Below are 22,624 nucleotides of genomic sequence, written 5' to 3'. Positions count from 1 at the left end.
CGTGGTCGCGTTCTGGAAGTGCGTACCGGCGTCCCCTCCGGAAGAATCGGGGGGTGCCGTCGCTGCGGTTTCGGGGTCCTCGGCTGTCGCCGTTTCCCACCGGTCCACGGGGTACCAGGGTATCAGCGACATCGGGAGGCCGCTTCCGGCCACACGGGGCAGTCGGGTGCACACGGTCGGCGACGCGGCCGGCGACGCGGCCGGTGACACGGCGGCGCCGCGACGCGCCGGGAGCGGCCCGGGCGGGGTCTCCGTGCGGGGCCGGGACCGGGCCGGGACCGGGCCGCCATTGGGCCGGGAGCACGCCGGGACCAGGCCGGGACCGGCTTCGATACCGAACTGAGGAGGGTTCCTGTCACAGGTCAAGACCCGTTCACCCGATCGGCTCAGCGCCGTTGCAAGATCGGCGCCGCCGGGCACCCGGGTGCGTCGTATCCTGCTCGGAACACGCGCTGCCGAGCCGGACCGGCACGGCACCACCCCGCCACGTCACCGGTACGAAGAGCTCGTCAACGATCCCTTGACCGCTGACCGTAAGCGACGCCCCGCGGGGCGGACGTGGCCGTTCGATCTGGAGTGAAGCACGTGGCCGGGCGCATCGAGGATTACGCACTCATCGGAGACATGCAGACCGCCGCCCTGGTCTGCCGGGACGGCAGTGTCGACTGGCTCTGCCTGCCCCGCTTCGATTCGCACGCGATTTTCGCGGGCCTGCTCGGCACCGAGGAGCACGGCTTCTGGCGGATCGGCCCCGCCTCCCCCGAGGGCGCGCCCGCGGCCCCCGCCGACCGGCGCCGCTACCGGGGCGACTCGCTGATCCTGGAGTCCGAGTGGGACACCCCGCAGGGCACGGTCCGGGTGACCGATTTCATGCCCCCGCGTGACGGCGCTCCGCAGCTGATCCGGGTCGTCGAGGGGGTCAGCGGCCGGGTGCCGGTGCGCTCCTCGCTGCGGATGCGGTTCAGCTACGGGCGGGTGGTGCCGTGGGTGCACAAGGTCGGCGAGCGCACGGTGGCCGTGGCCGGGCCGGACTCGGTGTGGCTGGATTCCGATGCCGAGACGCACGGCAAGGACCTCACCACGTACTCCGAGTTCACCGTCACGCCCGGGGACCGGATCACCTTCACGCTCTCCTGGCAGCCCTCCCACAAGGAGCCGCCGTCGCTGCCGGACCCGGAGGGCTCGCTGGACGCGACCGTCGAGTTCTGGCGCGAGTGGGTCGAGCACTGCACGTACCACGGGCCGTACCGGGAGGCCGTGGTCCGCTCGCTGATCACCCTCAAGGCGCTGACGTACGCGCCGACCGGCGGAATCGTGGCCGCGCCGACGACCTCGCTGCCGGAGGAGATCGGCGGCGTACGGAACTGGGACTACCGCTACACCTGGCTGCGGGACGCGGCGATCACCCTCTCCTCGATGCTGCGCACCGGCTACCGCGAGGAGGCCCGCGCCTGGCGGGACTGGCTGCTGCGCGCGGTGGCCGGCGACCCGGAGAACCTGCAGATCATGTACGGCATCGCGGGCGAGCGGGAGCTCGGCGAGGCGGAGCTGGACTGGCTGCCGGGGTACGAGAACTCCGGCCCGGTCCGGGTCGGCAACGGCGCGGCGAACCAGCTCCAGCTGGATGTGTACGGCGAGGTCACCGAGGCCCTGCACCTGGCGCACATGACCGGCCTGTCCCGCAACGACTACGCCTCGCTCCTCCAGATCAAGCTGATCAACTACCTGGAGAAGAACTGGGACCAGCCCGACGAGGGCATCTGGGAGGTGCGCGGCCCGCGCCGGCACTTCACCCATTCCAAGGTGATGGCCTGGGTGGCGGTGGACCGGACGATCAAGCTGATCGAGTCCGGCGACGCGGACGGCCCGCTGGAGCGCTGGCGCGAGCTGCGCGACGACATCCACCGGGACGTCTGCGAGAAGGGCTACGACAAGGAGCGCAACACCTTCACCCAGTCCTACGGCTCGCAGGAGCTGGACGCCTCGCTGCTGCTGATCCCGCAGATGGGCTTCCTGCCGCCGGACGACAAGCGGGTCATCGGCACGATCGAGGCGATCCAGCGCGAGCTGTCCACCGAGGACGGCTTCGTGCTCCGCTACCCGACCGCCGGCGACGAGGCGGGGGTCGACGGCCTGGAGGGCGACGAGGGCGCGTTCCTGGCCTGCTCGTTCTGGCTGGCCGACGACCTGGCGATGATCGGCCGCGTCGACGAGGCCCGCAAGCTCTTCGAGAAGCTCCTCTCGCTCCGCAACGACCTGGGCCTCCTCGCCGAGGAATGGGACGCGCGCCTCCAGCGCCAGGTCGGCAACTTCCCCCAGGCCTTCAGCCACGTCCCGCTGATCGACACGGCGCTGCGGCTGACGGCGAGCGGGGCGTACGGGGGCTGAGCCGGGGCTGAGGGGCGCGCCCGGGGGGCCGGACCTACGATGAAAGTGTCCTGTCCCCCCTCCGTCACGAAAGGGGGGCATCCCCATGGCTCCCCAGACCACGACCGTTCCGGACAGAGCGCTGGCCGGGCTCCGCGAGGATCTGGGCGGTGAGGTGTACCTGCCCGGCGATCCGGGGTACGACGAGGCCCGGACGATCCACAACGGCATGATCGACCGGCGGCCCGCGGTGATCGCCCAGTGCGCGAGCCAGGCGGACGTCTCCAACGCGATCCTCTTCGGGCGCCAGACGGGCCTGCCCATCGCGGTGCGCGGCGGCGGCCACAGCGTCGCCGGGACCTGCGTGATCGACGACGCCCTGGTCGTCGACCTGCGCCGGATGCACGGCGTGGTCGCCGACCCGGAGAACATGACCGTACGGGTCGAGGGCGGGGCGACGATGGGTCACCTGGACCACGCCTGCCAGCCGTTCCACGTGGCGGCGGTCGGCGGACGGGTGTCCACCACCGGCGTCGGCGGCTTCACGCTGGGCGGCGGATCGGGGTGGCTGGAGCGCAAGTTCGGTCTCGCCAGCGACAACCTGCTTGCCGCCGACCTGATCACGGCCGAGGGCAAGCACGTCCACACGGACGCGGAGGAGAACCCGGAGCTGTTCTGGGCGCTGCACGGCGGCGGCGGCAACTTCGGGGTGGCGACCTCGCTGACCCTGCGGCTGCACGAGCTGCCGCGGATGAGCATCGCGATGCTGTTCTTCCTGCCGGATAATGGGCCTGAGATCGTGCGCACCCTCCGGGACCTCGCCGCGGTCGCCCCGGACGAGGTGGGCGGCGGCGCCATCTACCTGCCGGCGCCGCCGGAGCCGTTCGTCCCCGAGGACCTGGTGGGCAAGCTGCTCTGCGGGACGCTGTTCACGTACGCCGGTCCGGTCGAGGAGCTGCGGGAGATGGCGGCGCCGCTGCTCGCGCTGAAGCCCGTGATCGAGATCGTCACGGACATCCCGTACGTGGAGCTGCAGTCCATGCTCGACGACCCGCCGGGGCTGCGGAACTACTGGTCGGCCGAGTATCTGACGGCCTTCCCGGACGAGGCCGTGGAGCTCTTCTGCGAGCGGGGCACGAGGATGCCGATGCCCGCCGCCATCCAGCAGGTGCTGTTCATGATGGGCGGGCAGGTGGCGGCCGGGCCGTCCCAGTACCCGCAGCCGTGGCGGACCGCGCCGTGGGCGGTGCACCCGTTCGCGACCTGGGAGGACCCGGCGCTCGACGAGCGGGCCCGGCAGTGGGTCCGGGACGTGCGGACCGATGTGAAGCCGTGGGCGCTCGAAGCGACGTATCTGAACTTCACCGGCGCCGAGGGCGACCAGCGGGTCGTCTCCTCCTTCGGCGAGGAGAACTACCGGCGGCTCGCCGCCGTGAAGGCCGCGTACGACCCCGACAACGTCTTCCGCTTCAACCACAACATCGTCCCGGCCGCCGCCTGACCGTCCGTCACCCGAGCGCGGCGATCACCTCCTTCGCGGCCCGCTCGCCCTCGGTCGCGCCGCCTTCCATGAAGCCCTGGAAGTCGTAGGAGCAGTGCTCGCCGCCGATGTGCACGTTGCCCTGGGCGACGCCCTCGTAGCCGGCGTAGCGGTGGAGGTAGCCCACCGGCCAGTACGAGTAGGCGCCGAGGGCGTAAGGGTTCTCGTGCCAGGCGGAGAGCTGGGCGCGACCGGTGTAGGCCTTGGAGGTGCCGGGGAAGAAGGCGTCGATGCCCTTCAGGTAACGGGCGACGAGGTCCCGGACGTACGGGTCGGACTCGGTGGAGAACGGCCCCGCCGGGTTCAGTGTCCTGGCCAGGGAGCCGCCGCCGTACTGGAGGAGGATGCCGCCGGTGCCGCCCTGGACCTTGGTGGTGTCCCAGGTCTGCTGGACCTCGCTGTCGGTGAAGCAGTCTCCGGCCGAGACCCCGGGCCAGGGGCCGGTGCCGCGCCAGGGGCGGGTGCCGAACTGCATGTTGAGCTTGGTGCAGTGGCCCATCCGCGCGTCCCGCAGCAGGTTGCTCATCAGCGGGTCGAAGCCGGCCCTGGTGAGGTCGAGCCGCTGCAGGACGGGCAGTGGCACGCACAGGACGGTGTGGTCGGCGGTGACCGTGCGGGTGGAGCCGGCCTCGGTGAAGGTGAGGGTCTGGGTGCCGTCGGCCTCGGCACGTACGGCGTCGAGCGACCAGCCCATGCGCAGGGTCCCGGGCGCCAGCGCGCCGGCGACGGCGTTCGGGAGCAGGTCGTTGCCGCCGACGACGTGGTAGCGCTCGTTGGACAGGCCCCAGATGTTGAAGTTGCCCGGATTGGTCTGGTAGCCCATGAGCAGCACCAGGGCCAGCGAGGACTGGTCGGTGGTGTCGGCGCCGTACTCGACGGTGTAGGCGACGTCGAACAGCTTGCCGAGCGGCGAGGAGTGCCCGCCGGGGACCCGGCTCTCGATCCACTCGTACAGCGACAGGTTGTCGAGGGCGGTGCCGGTGGGCGTGGTCCGGTTCCAGAACACCTCGCCGGCGTCGAGCAGGTCGCGGTGCAGGGCCTGGTAGACCGCGTTGAAGTCCTCGTCGGCCTGTTCGCGCGGGTAGTAGGCGCCGTCGAACCAGAGGACCTCCTCGGCGCCGTTGGGCCCGCCGCCGAGGAAGTCCTCGGTGGCGAGGCCGAAGCGGCGGCAGAGTTCGAGGATCTTCTTGTGGCTGGTGTCGATGAGCTCGCCGCCGATCTCGGAGGTCTGCCCGTACGCCCAGTGGGCGCGCTGGGTCCACATGCGGCCGCCGACCCGGGAGGGGTTCGCCTCGTAGAGGACGGGGCTGAGGCCGGCGTCCTGGAGGGTGAGGGCGGCGGTGAGGCCGGCGATGCCGGCTCCGACGACGGCGATCCGGGCGGGGGTGGCGGGGGTGGTGGAAGTGGCGGTCTTGGCGACCGCCGGGGCGGCCGCGGCCGTCCCGGCGGAGACGGCGATGCCGGCCGCGGCGGCGTACTTCAGGAGGGTGCGGCGGCCGAGGGGGTCGGCCCGCAGTCCGCGGAGTGCGTCCACGGGGACGGCCAGCCGTCGGGCGTCGGCGTGCTCGGCGGCGAGGCGCTTCAGGAGGTGCATCGGGTTGGTGCGTGCCATGGGGCGCTCCTGGAGGTGAGGACGGGTGTCAGGTCTGCGGTACGGGCGCGGGGGCCGGGTCGGTGGTGTCGTCGGTGGTGTCGTCGGTGCTGTCGTCGGCGCGCTCGGCGGCGTCCTCCAGGACGATCCGGCCGATGATCTCGTAGCGCTCGGGCCGCCGGGCCTTGAGGTAGAGGCCGAGGCCGAGGCCGCCGAAGAAGACGGCGCCGACGATCCAGGGGATGGCCTTGAAGAAGAGGGATCCGGCGGCGAGCCCGGCCGCGGTCTCCATGTTCATGATCAGCAGCACGACGACGGCGGTCATGCCGATCCCGCCGAGCAGCGGGGCGGTGAAGGTCCTGAACCAGTGCCGGTCCTCGGGGTGGTTCTTGCGGAAGTAGCCGATGACGGCGAAGGAGCAGAGGGTCTGGACGATGAGGATCGCCATCGTGCCGAGGATCGCGAGCAGGGTGTAGAGGTGGATGTACGGGTCCTGGCCGGTGAGCCAGAAGGCGCCGACGAGAACGACGGCGATGGCGCTCTGGGTGAAGGAGGCGAGGTGGGGCGAGCCGTGCCTCGCGTGGGTGCGGCCGAGCGCCGGGTGCAGGAAGCCCTCGCGGCCGATCGCGTAGAGATAGCGGGCGGCGCACTGGTGGAAGGCCATGCCGCAGGCGAAGGAGCCGGTGAGCAGCAGCCACTGGAAGGCGTCGACGGCCCAGGCGCCGATGAAGGACTGGGTGGGCGCGAAGAACAGGTCGAGGGGGCTGGCGGAGGAGGACAGCTTCACCGATCCGGCGAGCCCGTTGCCGGCGATCGTCATCCACGAGACGTAGATGTAGAAGAGGCCGACGCCGATGACGGAGATCAGGGTGGCGCGCGGGATGACCCGCTTGGGGTCGCGGGACTCCTCCCCGTACATCGCGGTCGACTCGAAGCCGACCCAGGACCAGAAGGCGAAGAAGAGGCCGAGGCCGGCGGAGGCACCGGTGAAGGCGTTCTTGGGGTTGACCGGCTCGACGGGGATGCCGTCGGGGCCGCCGCCGGCGATCAGCACGGCGGTGGCGACCGCGAACAGCACGGCGATCTCGGCCACCAGCATGACCCCTAGGGCCTTGGCGGTGAGGTTGATGTCGAAGTACGACAGGACGGCGGTGACCGCGAGCATGGCCGCCGCGTAGGCGATCCACGGCAGGTCCGCGCCCAGCTGGGCGGCCACGGTCGTCTTGGCGAAGTAGGCGAAGACGCCGACGATGGACGCCTCGAAGACGACGTAGGCGAGGACGGCGAGCATTCCGGAGGCCATGCCGGCGATCCGGCCGAGGCCGTGCGAGATGTAGCCGTAGAACGCGCCGGCGGCGGTGATGCGCTTGGCCATGGCGACGTAGCCGACCGAGAAGACGGTGAGGACGACGGTCGCGAAGAGATAGCCGGCGGGGGCTCCGGTGCCGTTGCCGAAGCCCACGGCGATGGGGAGGTTGCCGGTCATCGCGGTGATCGGGGCGGCCGTGGCGACCGCCATGAAGACGACTCCGACGAGGCCGACCGAGTTCGCCCTGAGACGGTGGACCTGCGGGACGGGATTCCCGGGGACGGGGCTTCCGGAGACGGGGCTTCCGGAGACGGGGCTTCCGGAGACGGGATTCCCCGGGACGGGTTTTCCTTGGACGGGGTTCTCTGTCATGGCGGGTGAGCATCCTCCCGAGTGACGTAGGACACAATCGGCATCCGGTCGCTGAAATCCCGTCAGAAGACGACGAGTTGTCGCCTCGTCGGACGAACTGTCCGAGCCGGTCACGCCGCGGTAATGTCGCCGCAACACGGAGGCGGGTAGCGTCCGGCCCCATGGAGAACCAGGGCGGGATCACCGTGCAGCGGGCACTCGAACTTCCGGGCCTGCGCAGCGGTCTTCCCGAGGTCGTCGCGGGCGCCGACCGGCTGCAGCGCACCGTGCGCTGGGTGCACGCCGGGGAGGTGCCGAACATCGCCTCGCTGCTCAAGGGAGGCGAGCTGCTGCTCACCACGGGCCTGGGCCTCGGCACCCGGCCCGCCGAGCAGCGCGCCTTCGTCCGCCGGCTCGCCGAGCGCGGCATCGCCGCCCTCGTGGTCGAGCTCGGCCCGCGCTTCGCCCGGCTCCCCGCCACGATCGTGGAGACGGCGCGGGCGGCCGGCCTGCCGCTGGTCCAGCTGCACCGCGAGGTCCCCTTCGTCGCGGTCACGGAGGAGATCCACACCGAGATCGTCAACGGGCACTACGCGCTGCTCCAGCAGGCCGAGGAGGTGCACCGGCAGTGCACCGCCGCCCTGCTCGGCGGGGGCGGGGTCCCGCAGGTGCTCCGCATCCTCGCCGATTTCGCGCTCAACCCGGTGTTCCTGGAGACCGCGGACGGCCAGCTCCTGTACGCGGCGGGCACCGAGTCCGAGCCGGCCGACCCGCTCCAGGTGTGGGACGGGCTGCGCGGCCAGCGGGCGGCGCGGGAGTCGGGGCCGCCGACGGGAGCGGTGCTCGTGGATGTACCGGGCGGCGGCCCGGGCAGCGCGTCGGTGCGAGCCCGCCTCGTCCTGCTGTCGGTCTCGGGCCCTCTCTCCCCGGTGCACCGGATGGCGGCGGAGCGGGCGGCGGGGCTGCTGGCCGTCGTCCTGATGCAGGCCCGGCAGGAGGAGGAGCTGGCCGCGCGCGGCCGCGGCGACTTCCTCACGGACCTCGCCGAGGGCCGGATCGCGGCGGAGGACGCGCCCGCGCAGGCCCGGGTCCTCGGCTTCAGACCGGGCGACGGCCCGCTGCTCCCGGTCGTGATGCGCCTCGCCTCGGAGCTCTCCCCGTCGGGCAACTGGGCGCTGCTCGCCCGCGCGGTCCTGGAGGAACTCTCGGCGGTCGGCGTGCCGGTGCTGCTGGGCGTCCGCCCGGTCGAGGGCCGGGTGCCGCTGCTGCTCGGCCTGCGCTCCGAGACGGAACGCACCGCCGTCGCCGACCGGGTCGCCGCCGCGCTGCGCGCCGGCGTGGAACGCGCCGGCCTGGAGCGCGCCGGCGCGCACCCGCCGGTCGTGGTGGTCGGCGTCGCGGGCGGCTGGGCCGCCGCCTCGGCGGGCCTGCGGCACGCGGCGGAAACGGCGACGGCCGCGCAGGGACTCTCGGACCTCCCCTGGTACGACGCCCGGCGTCTGGACACGGACCTGTTGCTGTGGCGCCTCCGCGACCACCCCGACCTGGCGGCCTTCGTGGACCGCGCGATCGGCCCCCTCCGCGACCACGACCGCACCTCGCGCCCGCCGCTCCTCCCGACCCTGGAGACCTACCTGGCCCACGCGGGCCGCAAAGCGGAAACCGCCCGCGAGCTCCACCTCAACCGCCAAACCCTCTACAACCGCCTGGCCCGCATCTCCGAACTCCTCGGCACCGACCTCGACGACCCCCAGACGGTCCTGGCCCTGAGCCTGGCGCTGAGGGCACGGCGCCACACGGGCTGAGGCGGGGGGGGCGGGGCTGCAACGCCGGCTTTCGTCCCCGCCGCCCGACTCGCGCCCAGCGGGCTCCGCGCGGACCTGGCGGCGCGAAGCCACCGCCCGCCGGAGGCGAGGGGGAGCGAAGCCGGCCCGCGCGGGCGACCACACCGGTTTCCGCCCCGTGGGGGGCCCACCGGACCACCGCCCGCCCGGGCCGGGGGCCAACGCCCCGGGTCACGCCAGAATCCCGGGCCGCGAAGCCGGCCCACGCGGCGACCGCGCCGGTTTCCGGCCCCGCCTCGGGTCCGCCCAAGCCCCCCACCGGGCCCCACGCGCCCAACCGGGCTCGGCGCAGGCCCCGGCCCACCAAGGGCCTGGGGGCCACCGCCACCGGTCTCGCCAGAATCCCGGCCCGCGCGGCGACCGCGCCAGCTTCCGGCCCCGCCTCGGGCCCGCCCAAGCCCCCACCCCACCGGGGCCGCACGCGCCCAACCGGGCTCGGCGCAGGCCCCGGCCCACCGAGGGCCCCGGGGGCCAACGCCCCGGGTCACGCCAGAGTCCCGGGCCGCGAAGCAGGCCCGCGCGGCGGCCGCGGCGGTTTCCACCCCTGGGCCCACCGGGCCTCCGCCCTCCCGGGCCGGGGGGCGGAGCCCCCGGGTCTCGTCAGAGTTTCGGGGAGGGGCGGGGTGGGGGATCAGCGTCCGGACAGTTCGTCGTACACGCTCAGGACGTGCACGATCGTCTCGTCCTCCGTCGGCCACGTGCCCGCCTGCACCCGGCCCGCCGCCGCCAGGTCCAGACGGCGGTCGGCGTCGTCCAGCAGGGCGCGGACCGCGCCCGCGAGGGCCTCCGGGTCGCCGTACGGGACGAGTTCCGCGGCGTCGCCGACGAGTTCGGGGACTCCGCCGACCGCCGTGGCGACCAGCGGCACGCCGAGCCGCAGGGCCTCCTGGGCCAGCAGCGAGCGGGCCTCCCAGCGCGAGGGGAGGACGGCGACGTCGGCCGCGGCGAGCAGTTCGGCGACGTCCTCGCGGCGCCCGATCAGCCGGACGCCGAGCTCCTCCGCCTCGATCCGCCGCTGGATCAGCGGCCGCTTCGACCCCTCGCCCGCGATGACGAGCAGCGGCTGCGGGTCGAGGTCCCGCCACGCCCGGGCCGCGTCGAGCAGCAGGCTGTAGCCGCGCCCCGGCTCCAGCGCGCCGACCGCCATCAGCAACGGGCGGTCCACGGCGCCGAGTTCGGCCCGGGCCTTGCCGTCGTGGAGGCAGACCGGGGCGTGCGCGGCGGGCACCGTTACCGGGGCGAGCCGCGCGTCGCGGGCGCCGCGCCGCCGGGCCCGGTCGACGAGTTCGGAGGAGGTGCCGAGGACGACGGCGGCCGCCCGCGCGGTCCGCCGCTCCAGGAGGCGTACGAGCCCGGCGCGCGCCCCCGCGGCATGGCTGCGGGTGTGCCAGGTCGTGACGAGCGGCGTGGGCGGCTCGGTCGCGGCGCCGGACAGCGCGAGCGAGGCCCGCACCGAGGCGTCGAGGCCGTGCGCGTGCACGATGTCGGCGCCGATGAAGGCGTTGCGGAGCGCCGCGACGCCCGCGGGGCCGCCCGATCGCGGGACCGTCACGAGACGCGCGCCGGCGCCCTGGAAGTCGTACACCTGGGCGAGTTCGGGCGTGGCGCAGACGGTCACCCGCACGCCCCTCGCCACGAGCCCCGAGGCAAGTGATCTGACGTGCGCGCCGCTGCCCGCGCTGCCGCCGCCCAGCACTTGGACCGTACGGAGCTGTGTCACGCGCCCAAGGATGCCAGTCCGTACGCACGTTCCGGCACCGAAGTCGCCGCGTTCCGGGTCGGCCCCCGCAACTCGCCGATCGGGATCACCCACACGGGTGAGCGCAGGGGCGCGCGCCCCCGCGCACGAACTCACTCACCCGCTCCCCGTACACCGCCGCCGCGACCAGTCCCGCAGCGTGTACGGCAAGCCCGAAGCGCCCGTTGGCGGCGGCGACGGCGGTGCCCAAGGAGGCCCCGAGCGCGTGCGCGCCCATGTCGCCGAGCATCGTGCGCTCGGCCAGGTCGTCGGCGAGCACGGCGGCCGCCGCCCCCATCGGCGCCGCGGCGAGCGCCCCTCGCAGCAGCCCCGGCGCACCGAGCCCGAGCACGAGCAGTCCGGCGCGCCCCGGCCGTACGTCCACCAGGTTGACGAGATGCGCCGTCCCGGCCACGACGACCCCGGCGAGGACCTTGTCCAACGGGCGTTCCTTGAGCAGCGCCCCGGCCACGAGCCCGGCGGCGCCGATCCCGAACAGTTTCACGGCCCCGCTGGTGACCTCGCCGTCCCGCAGCGCCGTCAGATGGGCCCGGAAGCCCCGCCGTTCGTCGCCGCGCAGGTCGTCGTAGCGCCCGCAGGCCGCCGCGACCGTGGTCGCGAGCGCGGCCGGTACCGCCGGGAGCGCGGCCGGTACCGCCGGGAGCGCGCCGAGCACGGCCCCGCCGGCGGCGGCCGCCCCGGCCTGGGTGTGGACGGTCCGCCCGGCGTGGTTGGTCCGCTCCCAGCTCGCCGGGTCGCCCGGCGGCCGGCGCCGCAGCCGCCCGTACGCCACCCGCGTCGCGCCGAAGGCGACGCCGAAGCGGACGGCCCGGTCGGCGACGCCGTGCCACCGTCCCATCAGGTGTCCGCCCGGGCCGTCGCGAGCAGTTCCTCGGCGTGCGCCCGCGCGGTCTCCGAGTCCTCCTGGCCGGCCAGCATCCGCGACAGCTCGCGCACCCGGTCCTCGCCCTCCAGGACCGTGACGCCGGAACGGGTCACCGAACCGTCGTTGGTCTTCTCCACGAGCAGCTGCCGGTCGGCGAAGGCCGCGACCTGCGGCAGATGCGTGACGACCACGACCTGCGCGGTCCTCGCGAGCTTGGCGAGCCGGCGGCCGATCTCCACCGCCGCCTTGCCGCCGACACCCGCGTCGACCTCGTCGAAGAGATACGTCGGCACCGGGTCCGTACCGGCGAAGACGACCTCGACGGCGAGCATCACCCGGGACAGCTCACCGCCGGACGCGCCCTTGGCGATCGGCCGCGGCGGCGCGCCCGGGTGCGGGGCGAGCAGCAGCTCGACCTCGTCGGCGCCGGACGGGGTGTAAGCGACCCGCCGGCCGCCGACCTCGACGCCGTCCGGGTCCTCCGTCTGCCGGATCGCGAACGACACGCGCGCGTGCGGCATGGCGAGCGAGGCCAGCTCGGCGGTGACGGCCCCGGCGAACCGGTCCGCCGCCTCCGTCCGCGCGTCCGTGAGCCGCTGCGCGAGCGCCGAGAGCTCGTCACGCAGCCGGTCCCGCTCGGCGGTCAGCTCGTCGATCCGCTCGTCGTCGCCGTCGAGCTCGGTGAGCCGGGTCGCGCTCTGCTCGGCCCACGCGAGCACGGCGGCGATGTCCTCGCCGTACTTCCGGGTGAGCTGCGTCAGGGCGGCACGGCGCTCCTCCACGGCCGCGAGCCGCAGCGGGTCGGCGTCCAGGTTGTCCGCGTACCCCGCCAGCTCCCCCGCCACGTCCGACAGGAGGATGGAGATCTCCCCCATCCGGTCGGCGAGCGCGGCGAGCGCCGGATCATGCGCCCGTACGGCCTCCAGGGCCCGGCCCGCACCCGCCACCAGCGTGGTCGCGTCCACGGCCTCCGGGTCCTCCGGCTGGCCCGCGAGCGCGGCGTGCGCGAGCGCGGCGGCGGAGGCCAGCGACTCGGCGTGGCCCAGCCGCTCCGCCTCGGCGGCCAGCTCCGTGTCCTCGCCGGCGCGCGGCTCCACGGCCTCGATCTCGCCGAGCCCGAAGCGCAGCAGATCCGCCTCCTGCGCCCGCTCCCGGGCCCGGGTGGTGATCTCCTCCAGCTCGGCGACGACGGCCCGCAGACGCCGGTACGCCTCGCCGTACGCGGCGAGCGGCCCGGCGACGGCCTCGCCCGCGTACCGGTCGAGCGCACCGCGCTGCCGGGCCGGCTTCAGCAGGCCCTGCTGGTCGGTCTGCCCGTGTACGGCGACGAGCTCGTCGGCGAGTTCGGCGAGCAGCCCGACGGGCACCGAACGCCCGCCGAGGTGCGCACGGGAGCGGCCCTCGGCCGACACGGTACGGCTGACCAGCAGCGCGCCCTCGTCGAGCTCGGCGCCCGCCTCCTCGGCCCGCGCGGCGACCGCCGCGCCCGGGGGCAGCGTGATCCGCCCCTCGACGACGGCGGAACCCGCCCCGATCCGCACCAGGGCCGGATCGGCCCGCCCGCCGAGCAGCAGCCCGAGGCTGGTGACGACCATGGTCTTGCCCGCACCGGTCTCACCGGTCACCGCCGTGAAACCGGGCGACAGCTCGACGACCGCGTCGTCGATGACCCCGAGCGACCGTATCCGCATCTCCTCCAACACGTGGAAGACCATACGAGGTCGGGGCACCCCTGTGCGACGGCCCCTGCCGTCCACGTGCGAACCCGCAGGTCGGCAGGACGCACCGGGAGGGCGTGTCACCCGCCGGGGTGGGCGGGGCTGAAGGACGCGGGGCAGGCCCGGGAACCGTCGCGGTCGACGGGCCGCCGGGGAGTCCGTGCCGGCACGGGAGTGCCCGGGCTGGGCCCCGTCGGCCCCTGGTCCAGAGCCTGGTCAGGCCCGGGCCCCGTCGCCGGTGACCGGCAGCCGGGCTCTGCGAACCGTGCGGGGCCTCGCCCCGGGCCCCGGGCGGTAGCCGGTCCAACGCGGACCCGGGCATCCGAAGAACCGAGGCCGTCGCCGACGAAGCCCCCTGGCGGCCGGCCGCCAGGCGCCGCAAGCCCGGCAGGACCTCGCCCCGGGCCCGGGCGGTAGCCGGCCCAACACGGACCCGGCGCCGGGCCGTCCCACGACGGACTGCGGAAGCCTCGCCCGCCGCGAGCCAGGGGCGGCGTCCGGAGAACCGAGGCCGTCGCCGACGAAGCCCCCGGCCGGCCGCCGGGGCGCATGCGCCCCGGCACCGCGCGCCCGGCGGGGCTTCCGGCCCCGCCCCGCGGTTAGTGTGGCGCCCCGCGCCAGCCCGAGACCGGGAGGGCGAACTTCGCCACCAGGCGGTCGGTGAAGGAGGCGTGGTGGAGGCGGGCCAGGCGGACCGGGACGGCGCCGCGGCGGATCTCGACGCGGGCGCCGGCCGGGAGCGAGACCGTGCGGCGCCCGTCGCACCACAGCACGCCGTCGGGGGTGTGCGGCTCGACCTCGACCGCGAGGACCGACTCGGGGGTGGTCACGAGCGGCTTCGCGAACAGCGCGTGCGCCCCGATCGGCACCATCAGCAGCGCCTCCACCTCGGGCCAGATGACCGGGCCGCCGGCGGAGAAGGCGTACGCGGTGGAGCCGGTCGGCGTCGCGCAGATCACCCCGTCGCAGCCGAAGCCCGTCACCGGCCGCCCGTCGATCGCGAGGACGACCTCCAGCATCCGCTCCGGGGACACCTTCTGCACGGCCGCCTCGTTGAGCGCCCAGTCGCGGTGCAGCACATCGCCGTTCTGGTACACGGTGACGTCGAGCGTCATGCGCTCCTCGACCTCGTACGCCCGCGTCACCACCCGGTCGACGACCTTGTCGAGGTCGTCGCGCTCGGCCTCGGCGAGGAAGCCGACGCGGCCGAGGTTGACGCCGAGCATCGGCACGCCGGACGCGCGGGAGAACTCGGAGCCGCGCAGCAGCGTGCCGTCGCCGCCGAGGACGACGAGGAGTTCGCAGCCGTCGAGCGCGTCGGCGCAGCCCTCCGGGACCCGTTCGACGGCGGGCGGCAGCGGCAGGTCGGCCGCCTCCGCCTCCAGGACGCGCACCCCGATGCCGCAGCGCAGCAGCCCGAGGACGACGAGTTCGGCGCTGCGCACGGCGGCCGGCCGGCCGGTGTGCGCGAGCAGGAAAACGGTGCGGCCGTTGCTGCTGTTGCTGTTGCTGTTGCCGCTGCTTTCGTCAGACGTGCTCGAACCAGTGCTCAACGAGGTCCTTCCGCCACGGCGCGGTCGACTTCCGCCGGATCAAGAGCGGGCGCCCCGGCCCGCAGCCACAGAAAGTACTCGACGTTGCCGGACGGGCCGGGCAGGGGGCTGGCCGTGACGCCCAGGACACCGAGCCCGAGCTCCGCCGCCCGCCGGGCCACGTTCTTCACCGCGTCGGCGCGGAGTTCGGGGCTCCGCACCACTCCGCCGGTGCCGAGCCGCTCCTTGCCGACCTCGAACTGCGGCTTGACCATGAGCACCAGGTCGGCATCGGGCGCGGTGCAGGCGACCAGGGCGGGCAGCACGAGCCCGAGCGGGATGAAGGACAGGTCGCCGACGACGAGGTCGGCGGGGATGCCGTCGATCGAGTCGAGCGTCATCTCGCGCACGTTGGTGCGGTCCTTGACGGTGACCCGCTCGTCGCTCTGCAGCGACCAGGCGAGCTGCCCGTAGCCGACGTCGACGGCGACGACATGGGCGGCGCCGGCGCGCAGCAGCACGTCGGTGAAGCCGCCGGTGGACGCGCCCGCGTCGAGCGCGCGCCGCCCCTCGACGACCAGCCCCCGCGGCACGAACGTGGCGAACGCGCCGGCCAGCTTGTGGCCGCCGCGCGACACGTAGTCGGGGTCGCTGTCGTCCTGCGCGACGACGATGGCCGCGGCGGTCTCGACCTGGGTGGCGGGCTTGGTGGCGACGGTCTTGCCGACCGTCACCCGGCCCGCGGCGATCAGCTGGCTGGCGTGCTCGCGCGAGCGTGCGAGCTTCCGCCGTACCAGCTCGGCGTCGAGACGGCGGCGTGCCGGTCCTGCCACGTTCGGTTCAGCTCCTGATGTCGTACGGACGGGGTGCGGGGCCCTGCGGTGCGTCGAGCGAGGTCAGCTCGGCGCGCAGCCCACGGTGTACATCCTCGTACACGTCGAGGTGTCCGTCCGCCGTGAGGTGGTCGGCGTCGCCGAGCCGGTCGAGCAGTACGTCGACGGCGGGGCGGCCGGTGGGGGTACGGACGACGCCGAGGGGGGCGGGCGCGGCGGCCTCGTACGGATCGGGGGCGGGGACGCCGGGGACGGAACCCGCAGGGGCGGCGGGCGCCGAGTCGGGAGCCTCCGGGGCAGGGACGGGCTCCCTGCCACCCGGAGCGGAGCCGGAGGTGCCGGGGGCCGGGCCCGCGACCGCGCCGGGGGCCTCGGGCCCGGGGCCGGGCTCCCTGCCGCCCGGAGCCGGGCCGGCAGCCACGCCGGGGGCCTCCGGGGCAGGGACGGGCTCCCTGCCACCCGGAGCCAGGCCGGCGGCCACGCCGAGGGTCTCGGGGGCGGAGGCCGGCGCCTCTGCGCCCGCGGCGACCGCAGGGGCGCCCGGGGCCGGGGCCGCTCCGGCGGCGTTCGGGTACACGTCGCTCATGCCCCGACGCTACCGCGAAGCGCTGGGGTACCGTCGACGCGATGGCCACGATCATGGAGTGCCGTGCCGCACTCGACAGACTCTCCGACAACCTCGCCCGCGCGGACGGCGAGGTGCGCGGCGCGGCGGCGCTCGACCGCACGCTCAGCTGCCACCTCACGGACCTGGACACGACGTTCACCGGCCGTCTGGCCGCCGGCCGGATCGAGGTCGAGGACACCCTCACCGGCCCGCCGCCGTGGAAGGCGCAGATCCGGCTGCGGATGACAGGCGACGACCTGGTGGCGATGGTGGACGGCGAGCTGAACTTCGCGAAGGCGTGGGCGTCGGGCCGGGTGGGCCTGGAGGCGGGCTTCCGTGACCTGCTGAAGCTGCGGACGCTGCTGTAGACCGTTCCCGGCCCGAAAGGGCGCGCCGTCCGGCGCGCCGGTCCGGCCGGCCCCCGTCACCCCCTCACGACGCCGGCACCGCGGCCGGCACCGCGGCCGGCTCCGGCTCCGGATCCTGCGCCCCCGTCCGCCGCCGTCCCGCCCGAGCCCGGCGGCCCGCCGGGACGACCAGCGGCGTCCCGGTCTCCGGGTCGTCGATGACCTGGCAGCGCAGGCCGAAGACCCGCTCGACCAGCTCGGCGGTGACGACCTCGTCCGGCGGGCCCTCCGCGACCACCTCGCCGTCGCGGCAGGCGATCAGGTGGGTGGCGTAGCGGGCCGCGTGGTTGAGGTCGTGGAGGACGGCGACGAGCGTGCGGCCCTGGGTCTCGTGGAGTTCGGCGCACAGGTCGAGGATGTCGATCTGGTGCTGGATGTCGAGGAAGGTGGTCGGCTCGTCGAGGAGCAGCAGCGGGGTCTGCTGGGCGAGCGCCATCGCGATCCAGACGCGCTGGCGCTGGCCGCCGGACAGCTCGTCGACGTACCGCTCGGCCAATTCCGCCACGCCCGTCGCGGCCATCGACTCCTGCACGATCCGCTCGTCCTCGGGCGACCACTGGCGCAGCAGGCCCTGGTGCGGGTAGCGGCCGCGGGCGACGAGGTCGGCCACGGTGATGCCGTCGGGCGCGAGGGAGGACTGCGGGAGCAGTCCGAGGGTCCGGGCGACCTTCTTGGCGGGCAGGGAGTGGATCGCCTGCCCGTCGAGCAGCACCCGCCCCTGCGTGGGCCTGAGCATCCGGGAGAGCGCGCGCAGCAGCGTGGACTTGCCGCAGGCGTTGGGGCCGACGATGACCGTGAAGGAGTGGTCGGGGATCGCGACGGACAGATCCCGGGCGATGACCCGCTGGTCGTAGGCGAGCGTGACCGCATCGGCGCTCAACCGCGAGGACGGCGACCACTGCGACCCGTTCGTGCCCATACCCATGCTCCTGCTTCCTTCTCCGGCCGTCGCCGTCGTGACCGTCATGGCCGTCGTGGTGGTCGTGGTGGTCGTCGTCGTGGTCACATCCGGCCCGCCTTCCGCTCGCTGACGAGCAGCCACAGCAGGTAGCACCCGCCGAGCACCCCCGTCACCACCCCCACCGGCAGCTGCCGCTCCCCGAACGCGTGGGTGGCGGCCCAGTCGGCCACAAGGAGCACCGCCGTACCCATCAGCGCCGACGCGGCCAGGTTCGGCCCCGGCGAGCGGGTCAGCCGGCGCGCCAGCTGCGGCGCGCTCAGCGAGACGAAGACGATCGGGCCGGCCGCGGCGGTGGCGACGGCCACGAGCAGCACCGCCGCGCCCATGAGCACGATCCGGGTCCGCTCGACCTTCACGCCGAGCGCGTACGCCGCGTCGTCGCCCATCTCGAGCATCCGCAGCGCCCGCCCGTGCCCGAGGACCAGCGGCAGCAGCACACAGCTGACGCCGAACAGCGGCCAGAACTGGTCCCAGTCGCGTCCGTCGAGCGACCCCGTCATCCACACCACCGCCCGCGTCGCGTCGACCAGTTGGCCCTTGGTGAGCAGGTAGTGGACGGCGGCGGTGAGCATCGCGGCGGCGCCGACGCCGACGAGCACGAGGCGGTAGCCGTGCACCCCGCGTCTCCACGCGAGCAGGTAGATCACGACGGCCGTGACGAGTCCGCCGACGATCGCGCCGCCGGCGGCGGCCAGGGCACTGCCCTGGAAGAGGATGATGACGACGAGCGCGCCGACCGTGGAGCCCTGTCCGAAGCCGATGACGTCGGGGCTGCCGAGCGGGTTGCGGGAGATCGACTGGAAGACCGCGCCGCCGATGCCGAGCGCGGCGCCGACGAACACGCCGACGAGGACGCGCGGCAGCCGCAGGTCCATCACGGCGAACTCCTGCACGGGCGTGCCGTCGCCGAGCAGCGTGCGGACGACGTCGCCGGGCGCGATGGGGAAGTCGCCGCTGCCGATGAGGACGACCGCCGCGGCGAGTGCGACCACCAGCAGGCCGAGCGCGGAGAGCGCGGCCCGCGGCTCGTACCGTACGGAGAGACCGCCACCGGCCCGCAGCGTCCTGGTCCGCAGGGTCCTGGACCGCGGGGGCCTGGTCCGCGGGGGCCTGGTCCGCGGGGAAGTCGTGCTCACAGTTGGGCCATCCTCTTGCGGCGGACGAGACGGATGAAGACGGGCCCGCCGACGAGTGCCGTGACGATGCCGACCTGCAGTTCGGCGGGGCGCGCGACGACCCGCCCGACGATGTCGGAGCCGAGGAGGAGGACGGGCGCGAGGACCGCCGCGTACGGCAGGATCCAGCGCATGTCGGGGCCGGTGACCGACCGCACCATGTACGGGACCATCAGGCCGACGAACACGATCGGCCCGCAGGCGGCGGTCGCGGCCCCGCACAGCAGCGTGACGGCCACCATGGCGATGATCCGGGTCCGGTCGAGGTGCGCGCCGAGCGCCCTGGCGGTGTCGTCGCCCAGCTCCATGGCGTTGAGCGGGCGGGCGATGAGCAGGGCGAGGACGGCGCCGACGAGGATGAAGGGCGCGACCCGGCGGACGGTGTCCGCGTTGGCGTCGGCGAGCGAGCCGACGGTCCAGAAGCGCAGCCGGTCGAGCGCGGCGGAGTCGAGCAGCTGTACGGCGTTGACGTAGCCGTACAGGGCGGCGGTGGCCGCGGTCCCGGCGAGCGCGAGCCGGACGGGGGTGGCGCCGCGGCTGCCGCCGAGGACGTACACGAGGACGGAGACGACGGCCGCGCCGACGAAGGCGAACCACACATACGCGGCGGGGTCGGTGACGCCGAGGAAGGCGATCGCGGAGACGACCGCGGCGGCGGCGCCCGCGTTGACGCCGAGGAGTCCCGGCTCCGCGAGCGGGTTGCGGGTGAGGCCCTGCATGACGGCGCCGGAGAGGCCGAGGGCCAGGCCGACGAGGAGGCCGAGGAGGGTGCGGGGGACGCGCACGTCGTGGATGACGATGTCGTTGCGGATGCCGCTGTTCCGGAACAGGCCGTGCCACACGTCGCCGAGCGGCACCGGCCTGGCACCGATCATGATGCTCAGGACGCAGATCAGCAGCAGGATCCCGACGGCCGCGACCAGTCCGACGGCGCGCAGCGAAGTGCGGCGCGCCGGTGTCTGGGCAGGGCCGGTCGACTCCGCGCTCGCACGGGAGGGACTCTCGACCAACACGAGGTTAGGTTAGCCTACCCTGCCAAGACTGCTCGCTCCTCGGGGCGGGGCGCACGGCCCCGGGTACGGCCATGAGGACGGCGTACGGCCCGGGGATCACGCCCCCGACCCCGAACCCCGCGCCACGTCCTGGCGCCCCCTCACGCCCCGCCACCTCACCCGAGTCCGAGCCGCTCCAGCGCCTTCCCCGCGTCCAGCCCGCACGCCCCGGCACCCGCCTCCGTCCAGGCGGCCGCGCACAGCGCCCGTACCCCGTCCAGAGGATCGAGCCCGTCCGCCCCGGCCTCCGCCTCTCCGTCCAGGAGCAGCGCGCCCCCGCTCACCGAGGCCGTCCAGCCGCCGCACCGGAAACCGCCCGCGGCCCCGTCCGCGCCGACCGCGCCGTCCGCCCCGACCGCGCCGTCCGTCACCTCCGGCTGAGGCACCAGCAACCCCCGCAGATCCGCCGCCACATATGTCGGCCGGTGCTCCGGCACCGCCGCCAGCAGCCGCGCCACGTCCGTCACCCCGGTCAGGACGAGCAGCGAGTCCACGCCCCCGTTGAACGCGCCCTCGATGTCCGTGTCGAGCCGGTCCCCGACCACCAGCGGCCGCTCGGCCCCGGTCCGCAGCACCGTCTCCCGGTGCATCGGCGGCAACGGCTTGCCCGCGACCTTCGGCTCGGCACCCGTCGCGATCCGGACGACTTCCACGGCCGCCCCGTTGCCGGGCCCGATGCCCCGCACGCTCGGGATGGTCAGGTCCGTGTTCGACGCGTACCAGGGCAACCCCCGCCCCACCGCGTAACTCGCCTCCGCGAGCCGCCCCCACGGCAGATCGGGACCGCCGTACCCCTGCACCACCGCCACCGGATCGTCGTCGAGCGACTCCACCGGCACCAGGCCCCGCTCGCGCAGTGCCACCCGCAGCCCCTCGCCGCCGATCAGCAGGATCCGCGCACCCGGCGGCATCTCGTCGGCGACCAGGCGCGCCACCGCCTGCGCCGAGGTGATCACGTCCGCCGCCTCCGCCGGCACCCCGAGCTCGGTCAGGTGCGCCGCCACCACCTCCGGCGGCCGCAGCGCGTTGTTGGTGACGTACGCCAGATGCATCCCGCCCGCCCGGGCGGCCCCCAGCGCCTCGACGGCGTACGGGATCGCGCTGCCGCCCGCGTAGTACACGACACCGTCCAGGTCGAGCAGCGCCGTGTCGTACGCCTCGCTCAACGCCCGCGCGCTGCCGTCCGGCCGCACCCGGCCCTGCCGCCCCTGGCCGAATCCCGTCATCGCCATGCACTCCTCACGTCACCGGGCGGAATTCCGCCGCTCCCCCGATCATCACCCATGGTCCCCGACGCCTACGATGACGAGATGAACACCTCTGGTCACGCGGCCGACGACGTCCGCGCCCCCGGTCTCCGGCTGAGCCCCTTCCGGGGTCTCAGGTACGTCCCCGAGCGGGTCGGCAGCCTCGCCGCCGTGACCTCACCGCCGTACGACGTCGTCGTCCGGCCCGACGGACTGCACGAGCTCGAGTCCGCCGACCCCCACAACATCGTCCGGCTGATCCTCCCGCAGGCCCTCACCGCCGGCACCCAGCACCGCAAGGCGGCCGTCACCCTCGACCGCTGGCTCGCCGACGGCATCCTCGCGCCCGACCCCGACCCCGCCCTGTACGTGTACGAGCAGCGCGGCGACGGCATCCTGCAGCGCGGCCTCATCGGCGCCCTCGAACTCTCCGCCCCGGCCGAGGGCATCGTCCTCCCCCACGAGGACGTCATGCCGCACGTCGTCGAGGACCGTGCCGCGCTCATGCGCACCACCGCCGCCAACCTGGAGCCGCTGCTCCTCACCTACCGCGGGGACGGCGACGGCGCGGGCGCCGTCATCGACCGGGTCGTCGAGCGCGAACCGCTGCTCGCGACCACCACCGAGGACGGCTTCCAGCACCGCCTGTGGGCGGTCACCAATCCGGCCGACCTCACCGCCGTCGCCACCGAACTCGCCCGCCACCAGGCTCTCATCGCCGACGGCCACCACCGCTGGGCGACCTACCTCCGGCTGCGCGAGGAGCACACCGTGCCCGGCCCGTGGAGCCACGGCCTGGTGCTGCTCGTCGACACCCTGCGCTACCCGCTCCGGGTCCGCGCCATCCACCGGCTGCTCAACCGGCTGCCCGTCGCCGACGCGCTCGCCGCCCTCGGCGACGCCTTCCGTGTGACGCGCGTCGACGGCCCGCTGTCCGCCGCCCAGGAGGCCCTGGCCGCGGCGACCACCGAGGGCAACGCCTTCGTCCTCGCCGGCGACGGCGCCTTCCATCTCCTCGACCGCCCGGACCCGGAGCTGCTCGCCCGGACCATCCGCACCGACCGCCCCGAGGCCTGGCGCACGCTCGACGCGACCGTCCTGCACTCCGTGCTCCTCGACCATGTCTGGCGCATCCCGGACGCCCCCGAGGACATCGCCTACATCCACGACACCGAGGCAGCCGTCGCCCAGGCCGAACGCCGCGGCGGTACGGCGGTCCTGATGCACCCGGTCAAGGAGGAGGTCGTCCGCGACCTGGCCCGCCAGGGCGTCACCATGCCCCGCAAGTCGACCTCCTTCGGCCCGAAGCCGGCGACGGGCCTGGTGCTGCGGAGCCTGGCGCTCGACTGATCCGGTTCCGGACATGAAGAAGGGCGGCGCCCCGGCCGGGGCCGCCCTCAGCACGGGCCGGATCTACTCCGATGGCGACTACGCCGTCATCACGGCCGCCGAACTGGCCGAGCCCC

16 protein-coding genes and 1 pseudogene are annotated in these 22,624 nt (G+C 74.5%); 5 read left to right on the top strand and 12 right to left on the bottom strand.

What is annotated here, in order from left to right:
- Positions 1 to 585: 585 nt before the first annotated feature.
- Entirely contained in the window at positions 586 to 2,388 is a 1,803-nt protein-coding gene (locus tag AB0C73_RS35100; RefSeq protein WP_362537842.1) for a glycoside hydrolase family 15 protein, read from the top strand.
- A gap of 85 nt (positions 2,389 to 2,473) precedes the next feature.
- Positions 2,474 to 3,868, top strand: coding sequence for an FAD-binding oxidoreductase (locus AB0C73_RS35095; protein ID WP_362537840.1), 1,395 nt, complete (start codon positions 2,474 to 2,476; stop codon positions 3,866 to 3,868).
- Between the two features lie 7 nt (positions 3,869 to 3,875).
- Here AB0C73_RS35095 and AB0C73_RS35090 read toward each other — a convergent pair whose 3' ends face one another.
- Together AB0C73_RS35090 and AB0C73_RS35085 are read right to left on the bottom strand one after the other, a co-directional pair.
- Entirely contained in the window at positions 3,876 to 5,519 is a 1,644-nt protein-coding gene (locus AB0C73_RS35090) for an NAD(P)/FAD-dependent oxidoreductase (protein ID WP_362537838.1), read from the bottom strand.
- A 28-nt stretch (positions 5,520 to 5,547) separates the two neighbouring features.
- Positions 5,548 to 7,017 (bottom strand): APC family permease, encoded by a 1,470-nt coding sequence (locus AB0C73_RS35085; protein ID WP_362537836.1) that lies wholly within the window; start codon positions 7,015 to 7,017, stop codon positions 5,548 to 5,550.
- Positions 7,018 to 7,340: 323 nt separating this feature from the next.
- Here AB0C73_RS35085 and AB0C73_RS35080 point away from each other — a divergent pair, with 323 nt between their 5' ends.
- Positions 7,341 to 8,963 (top strand): PucR family transcriptional regulator, encoded by a 1,623-nt coding sequence (locus AB0C73_RS35080; protein ID WP_362537834.1) that lies wholly within the window; start codon positions 7,341 to 7,343, stop codon positions 8,961 to 8,963.
- Positions 8,964 to 9,633: 670 nt separating this feature from the next.
- Here AB0C73_RS35080 and AB0C73_RS35075 read toward each other — a convergent pair.
- The 6 genes and pseudogenes from AB0C73_RS35075 to AB0C73_RS35050 form a co-directional block, all read right to left on the bottom strand.
- A complete protein-coding gene (locus tag AB0C73_RS35075) occupies positions 9,634 to 10,722 on the bottom strand; it encodes a glycosyltransferase family 4 protein (protein WP_362537832.1) in 1,089 nt (362 codons plus the stop codon).
- Between the two features lie 85 nt (positions 10,723 to 10,807).
- Entirely contained in the window at positions 10,808 to 11,599 is a 792-nt protein-coding gene (locus AB0C73_RS35070) for a hypothetical protein (RefSeq protein ID WP_362537830.1), read from the bottom strand.
- Positions 11,599 to 13,341, bottom strand: coding sequence for a DNA repair protein RecN (gene recN, locus AB0C73_RS35065; protein ID WP_362537828.1), 1,743 nt, complete (start codon positions 13,339 to 13,341; stop codon positions 11,599 to 11,601). The genes AB0C73_RS35070 and recN overlap by 1 nt, the downstream gene beginning before the upstream one ends.
- Before the next feature lie 602 nt (positions 13,342 to 13,943).
- A complete protein-coding gene (locus tag AB0C73_RS35060; RefSeq protein WP_362537826.1) occupies positions 13,944 to 14,897 on the bottom strand; it encodes an NAD kinase in 954 nt (317 codons plus the stop codon).
- Entirely contained in the window at positions 14,894 to 15,709 is an 816-nt protein-coding gene (locus AB0C73_RS35055) for a TlyA family RNA methyltransferase (RefSeq protein ID WP_362537824.1), read from the bottom strand. Before AB0C73_RS35055 ends, AB0C73_RS35060 begins: the two co-directional genes overlap by 4 nt.
- A gap of 7 nt (positions 15,710 to 15,716) precedes the next feature.
- A pseudogene (locus AB0C73_RS35050) lies at positions 15,717 to 15,947 on the bottom strand (hypothetical protein); the annotation flags it as partial.
- 389 nt (positions 15,948 to 16,336) lie between these two features.
- Between AB0C73_RS35050 and AB0C73_RS35045 the strand changes: the two are divergent.
- A complete protein-coding gene (locus AB0C73_RS35045; RefSeq protein WP_362537822.1) occupies positions 16,337 to 16,684 on the top strand; it encodes an SCP2 sterol-binding domain-containing protein in 348 nt (115 codons plus the stop codon).
- Positions 16,685 to 16,748: 64 nt separating this feature from the next.
- Here AB0C73_RS35045 and AB0C73_RS35040 read toward each other — a convergent pair whose 3' ends face one another.
- The 4 genes from AB0C73_RS35040 to AB0C73_RS35025 all read right to left on the bottom strand — a co-directional run bounded on the left by AB0C73_RS35040 (position 16,749) and on the right by AB0C73_RS35025 (position 21,137).
- Positions 16,749 to 17,648: an ABC transporter ATP-binding protein gene (locus tag AB0C73_RS35040; RefSeq protein WP_362537858.1), complete on the bottom strand. Its 900-nt coding sequence runs from the start codon at positions 17,646 to 17,648 to the stop codon at positions 16,749 to 16,751.
- A 77-nt stretch (positions 17,649 to 17,725) separates the two neighbouring features.
- On the bottom strand, positions 17,726 to 18,760 hold the full coding sequence (locus tag AB0C73_RS35035; RefSeq protein ID WP_362537856.1) for an iron chelate uptake ABC transporter family permease subunit: 1,035 nt from the start codon (positions 18,758 to 18,760) through the stop codon (positions 17,726 to 17,728).
- A gap of 56 nt (positions 18,761 to 18,816) precedes the next feature.
- Positions 18,817 to 19,797, bottom strand: a complete 981-nt coding sequence (locus tag AB0C73_RS35030; protein WP_362537855.1) for an iron chelate uptake ABC transporter family permease subunit — start codon at positions 19,795 to 19,797, stop codon at positions 18,817 to 18,819.
- Positions 19,798 to 20,027: 230 nt separating this feature from the next.
- Complete coding sequence (locus AB0C73_RS35025; protein WP_362537854.1) at positions 20,028 to 21,137, bottom strand: HAD hydrolase-like protein; 1,110 nt, start codon at positions 21,135 to 21,137, stop codon at positions 20,028 to 20,030.
- 84 nt (positions 21,138 to 21,221) lie between these two features.
- On the opposite strand from AB0C73_RS35025, the gene AB0C73_RS35020 reads away from it, so the two are divergent.
- Entirely contained in the window at positions 21,222 to 22,508 is a 1,287-nt protein-coding gene (locus AB0C73_RS35020) for a DUF1015 domain-containing protein (RefSeq protein ID WP_362537820.1), read from the top strand.
- Positions 22,509 to 22,624 lie beyond the last annotated feature (116 nt).

The sequence above is a fragment of the Streptomyces sp. NPDC048623 genome (assembly GCF_040650755.1).
In the GTDB taxonomy this organism is placed as follows: domain Bacteria; phylum Actinomycetota; class Actinomycetes; order Streptomycetales; family Streptomycetaceae; genus Streptomyces.
Note: the sequence above shows the minus strand (reverse complement) of the source record. Positions and strands in the feature narration are given on the sequence as shown.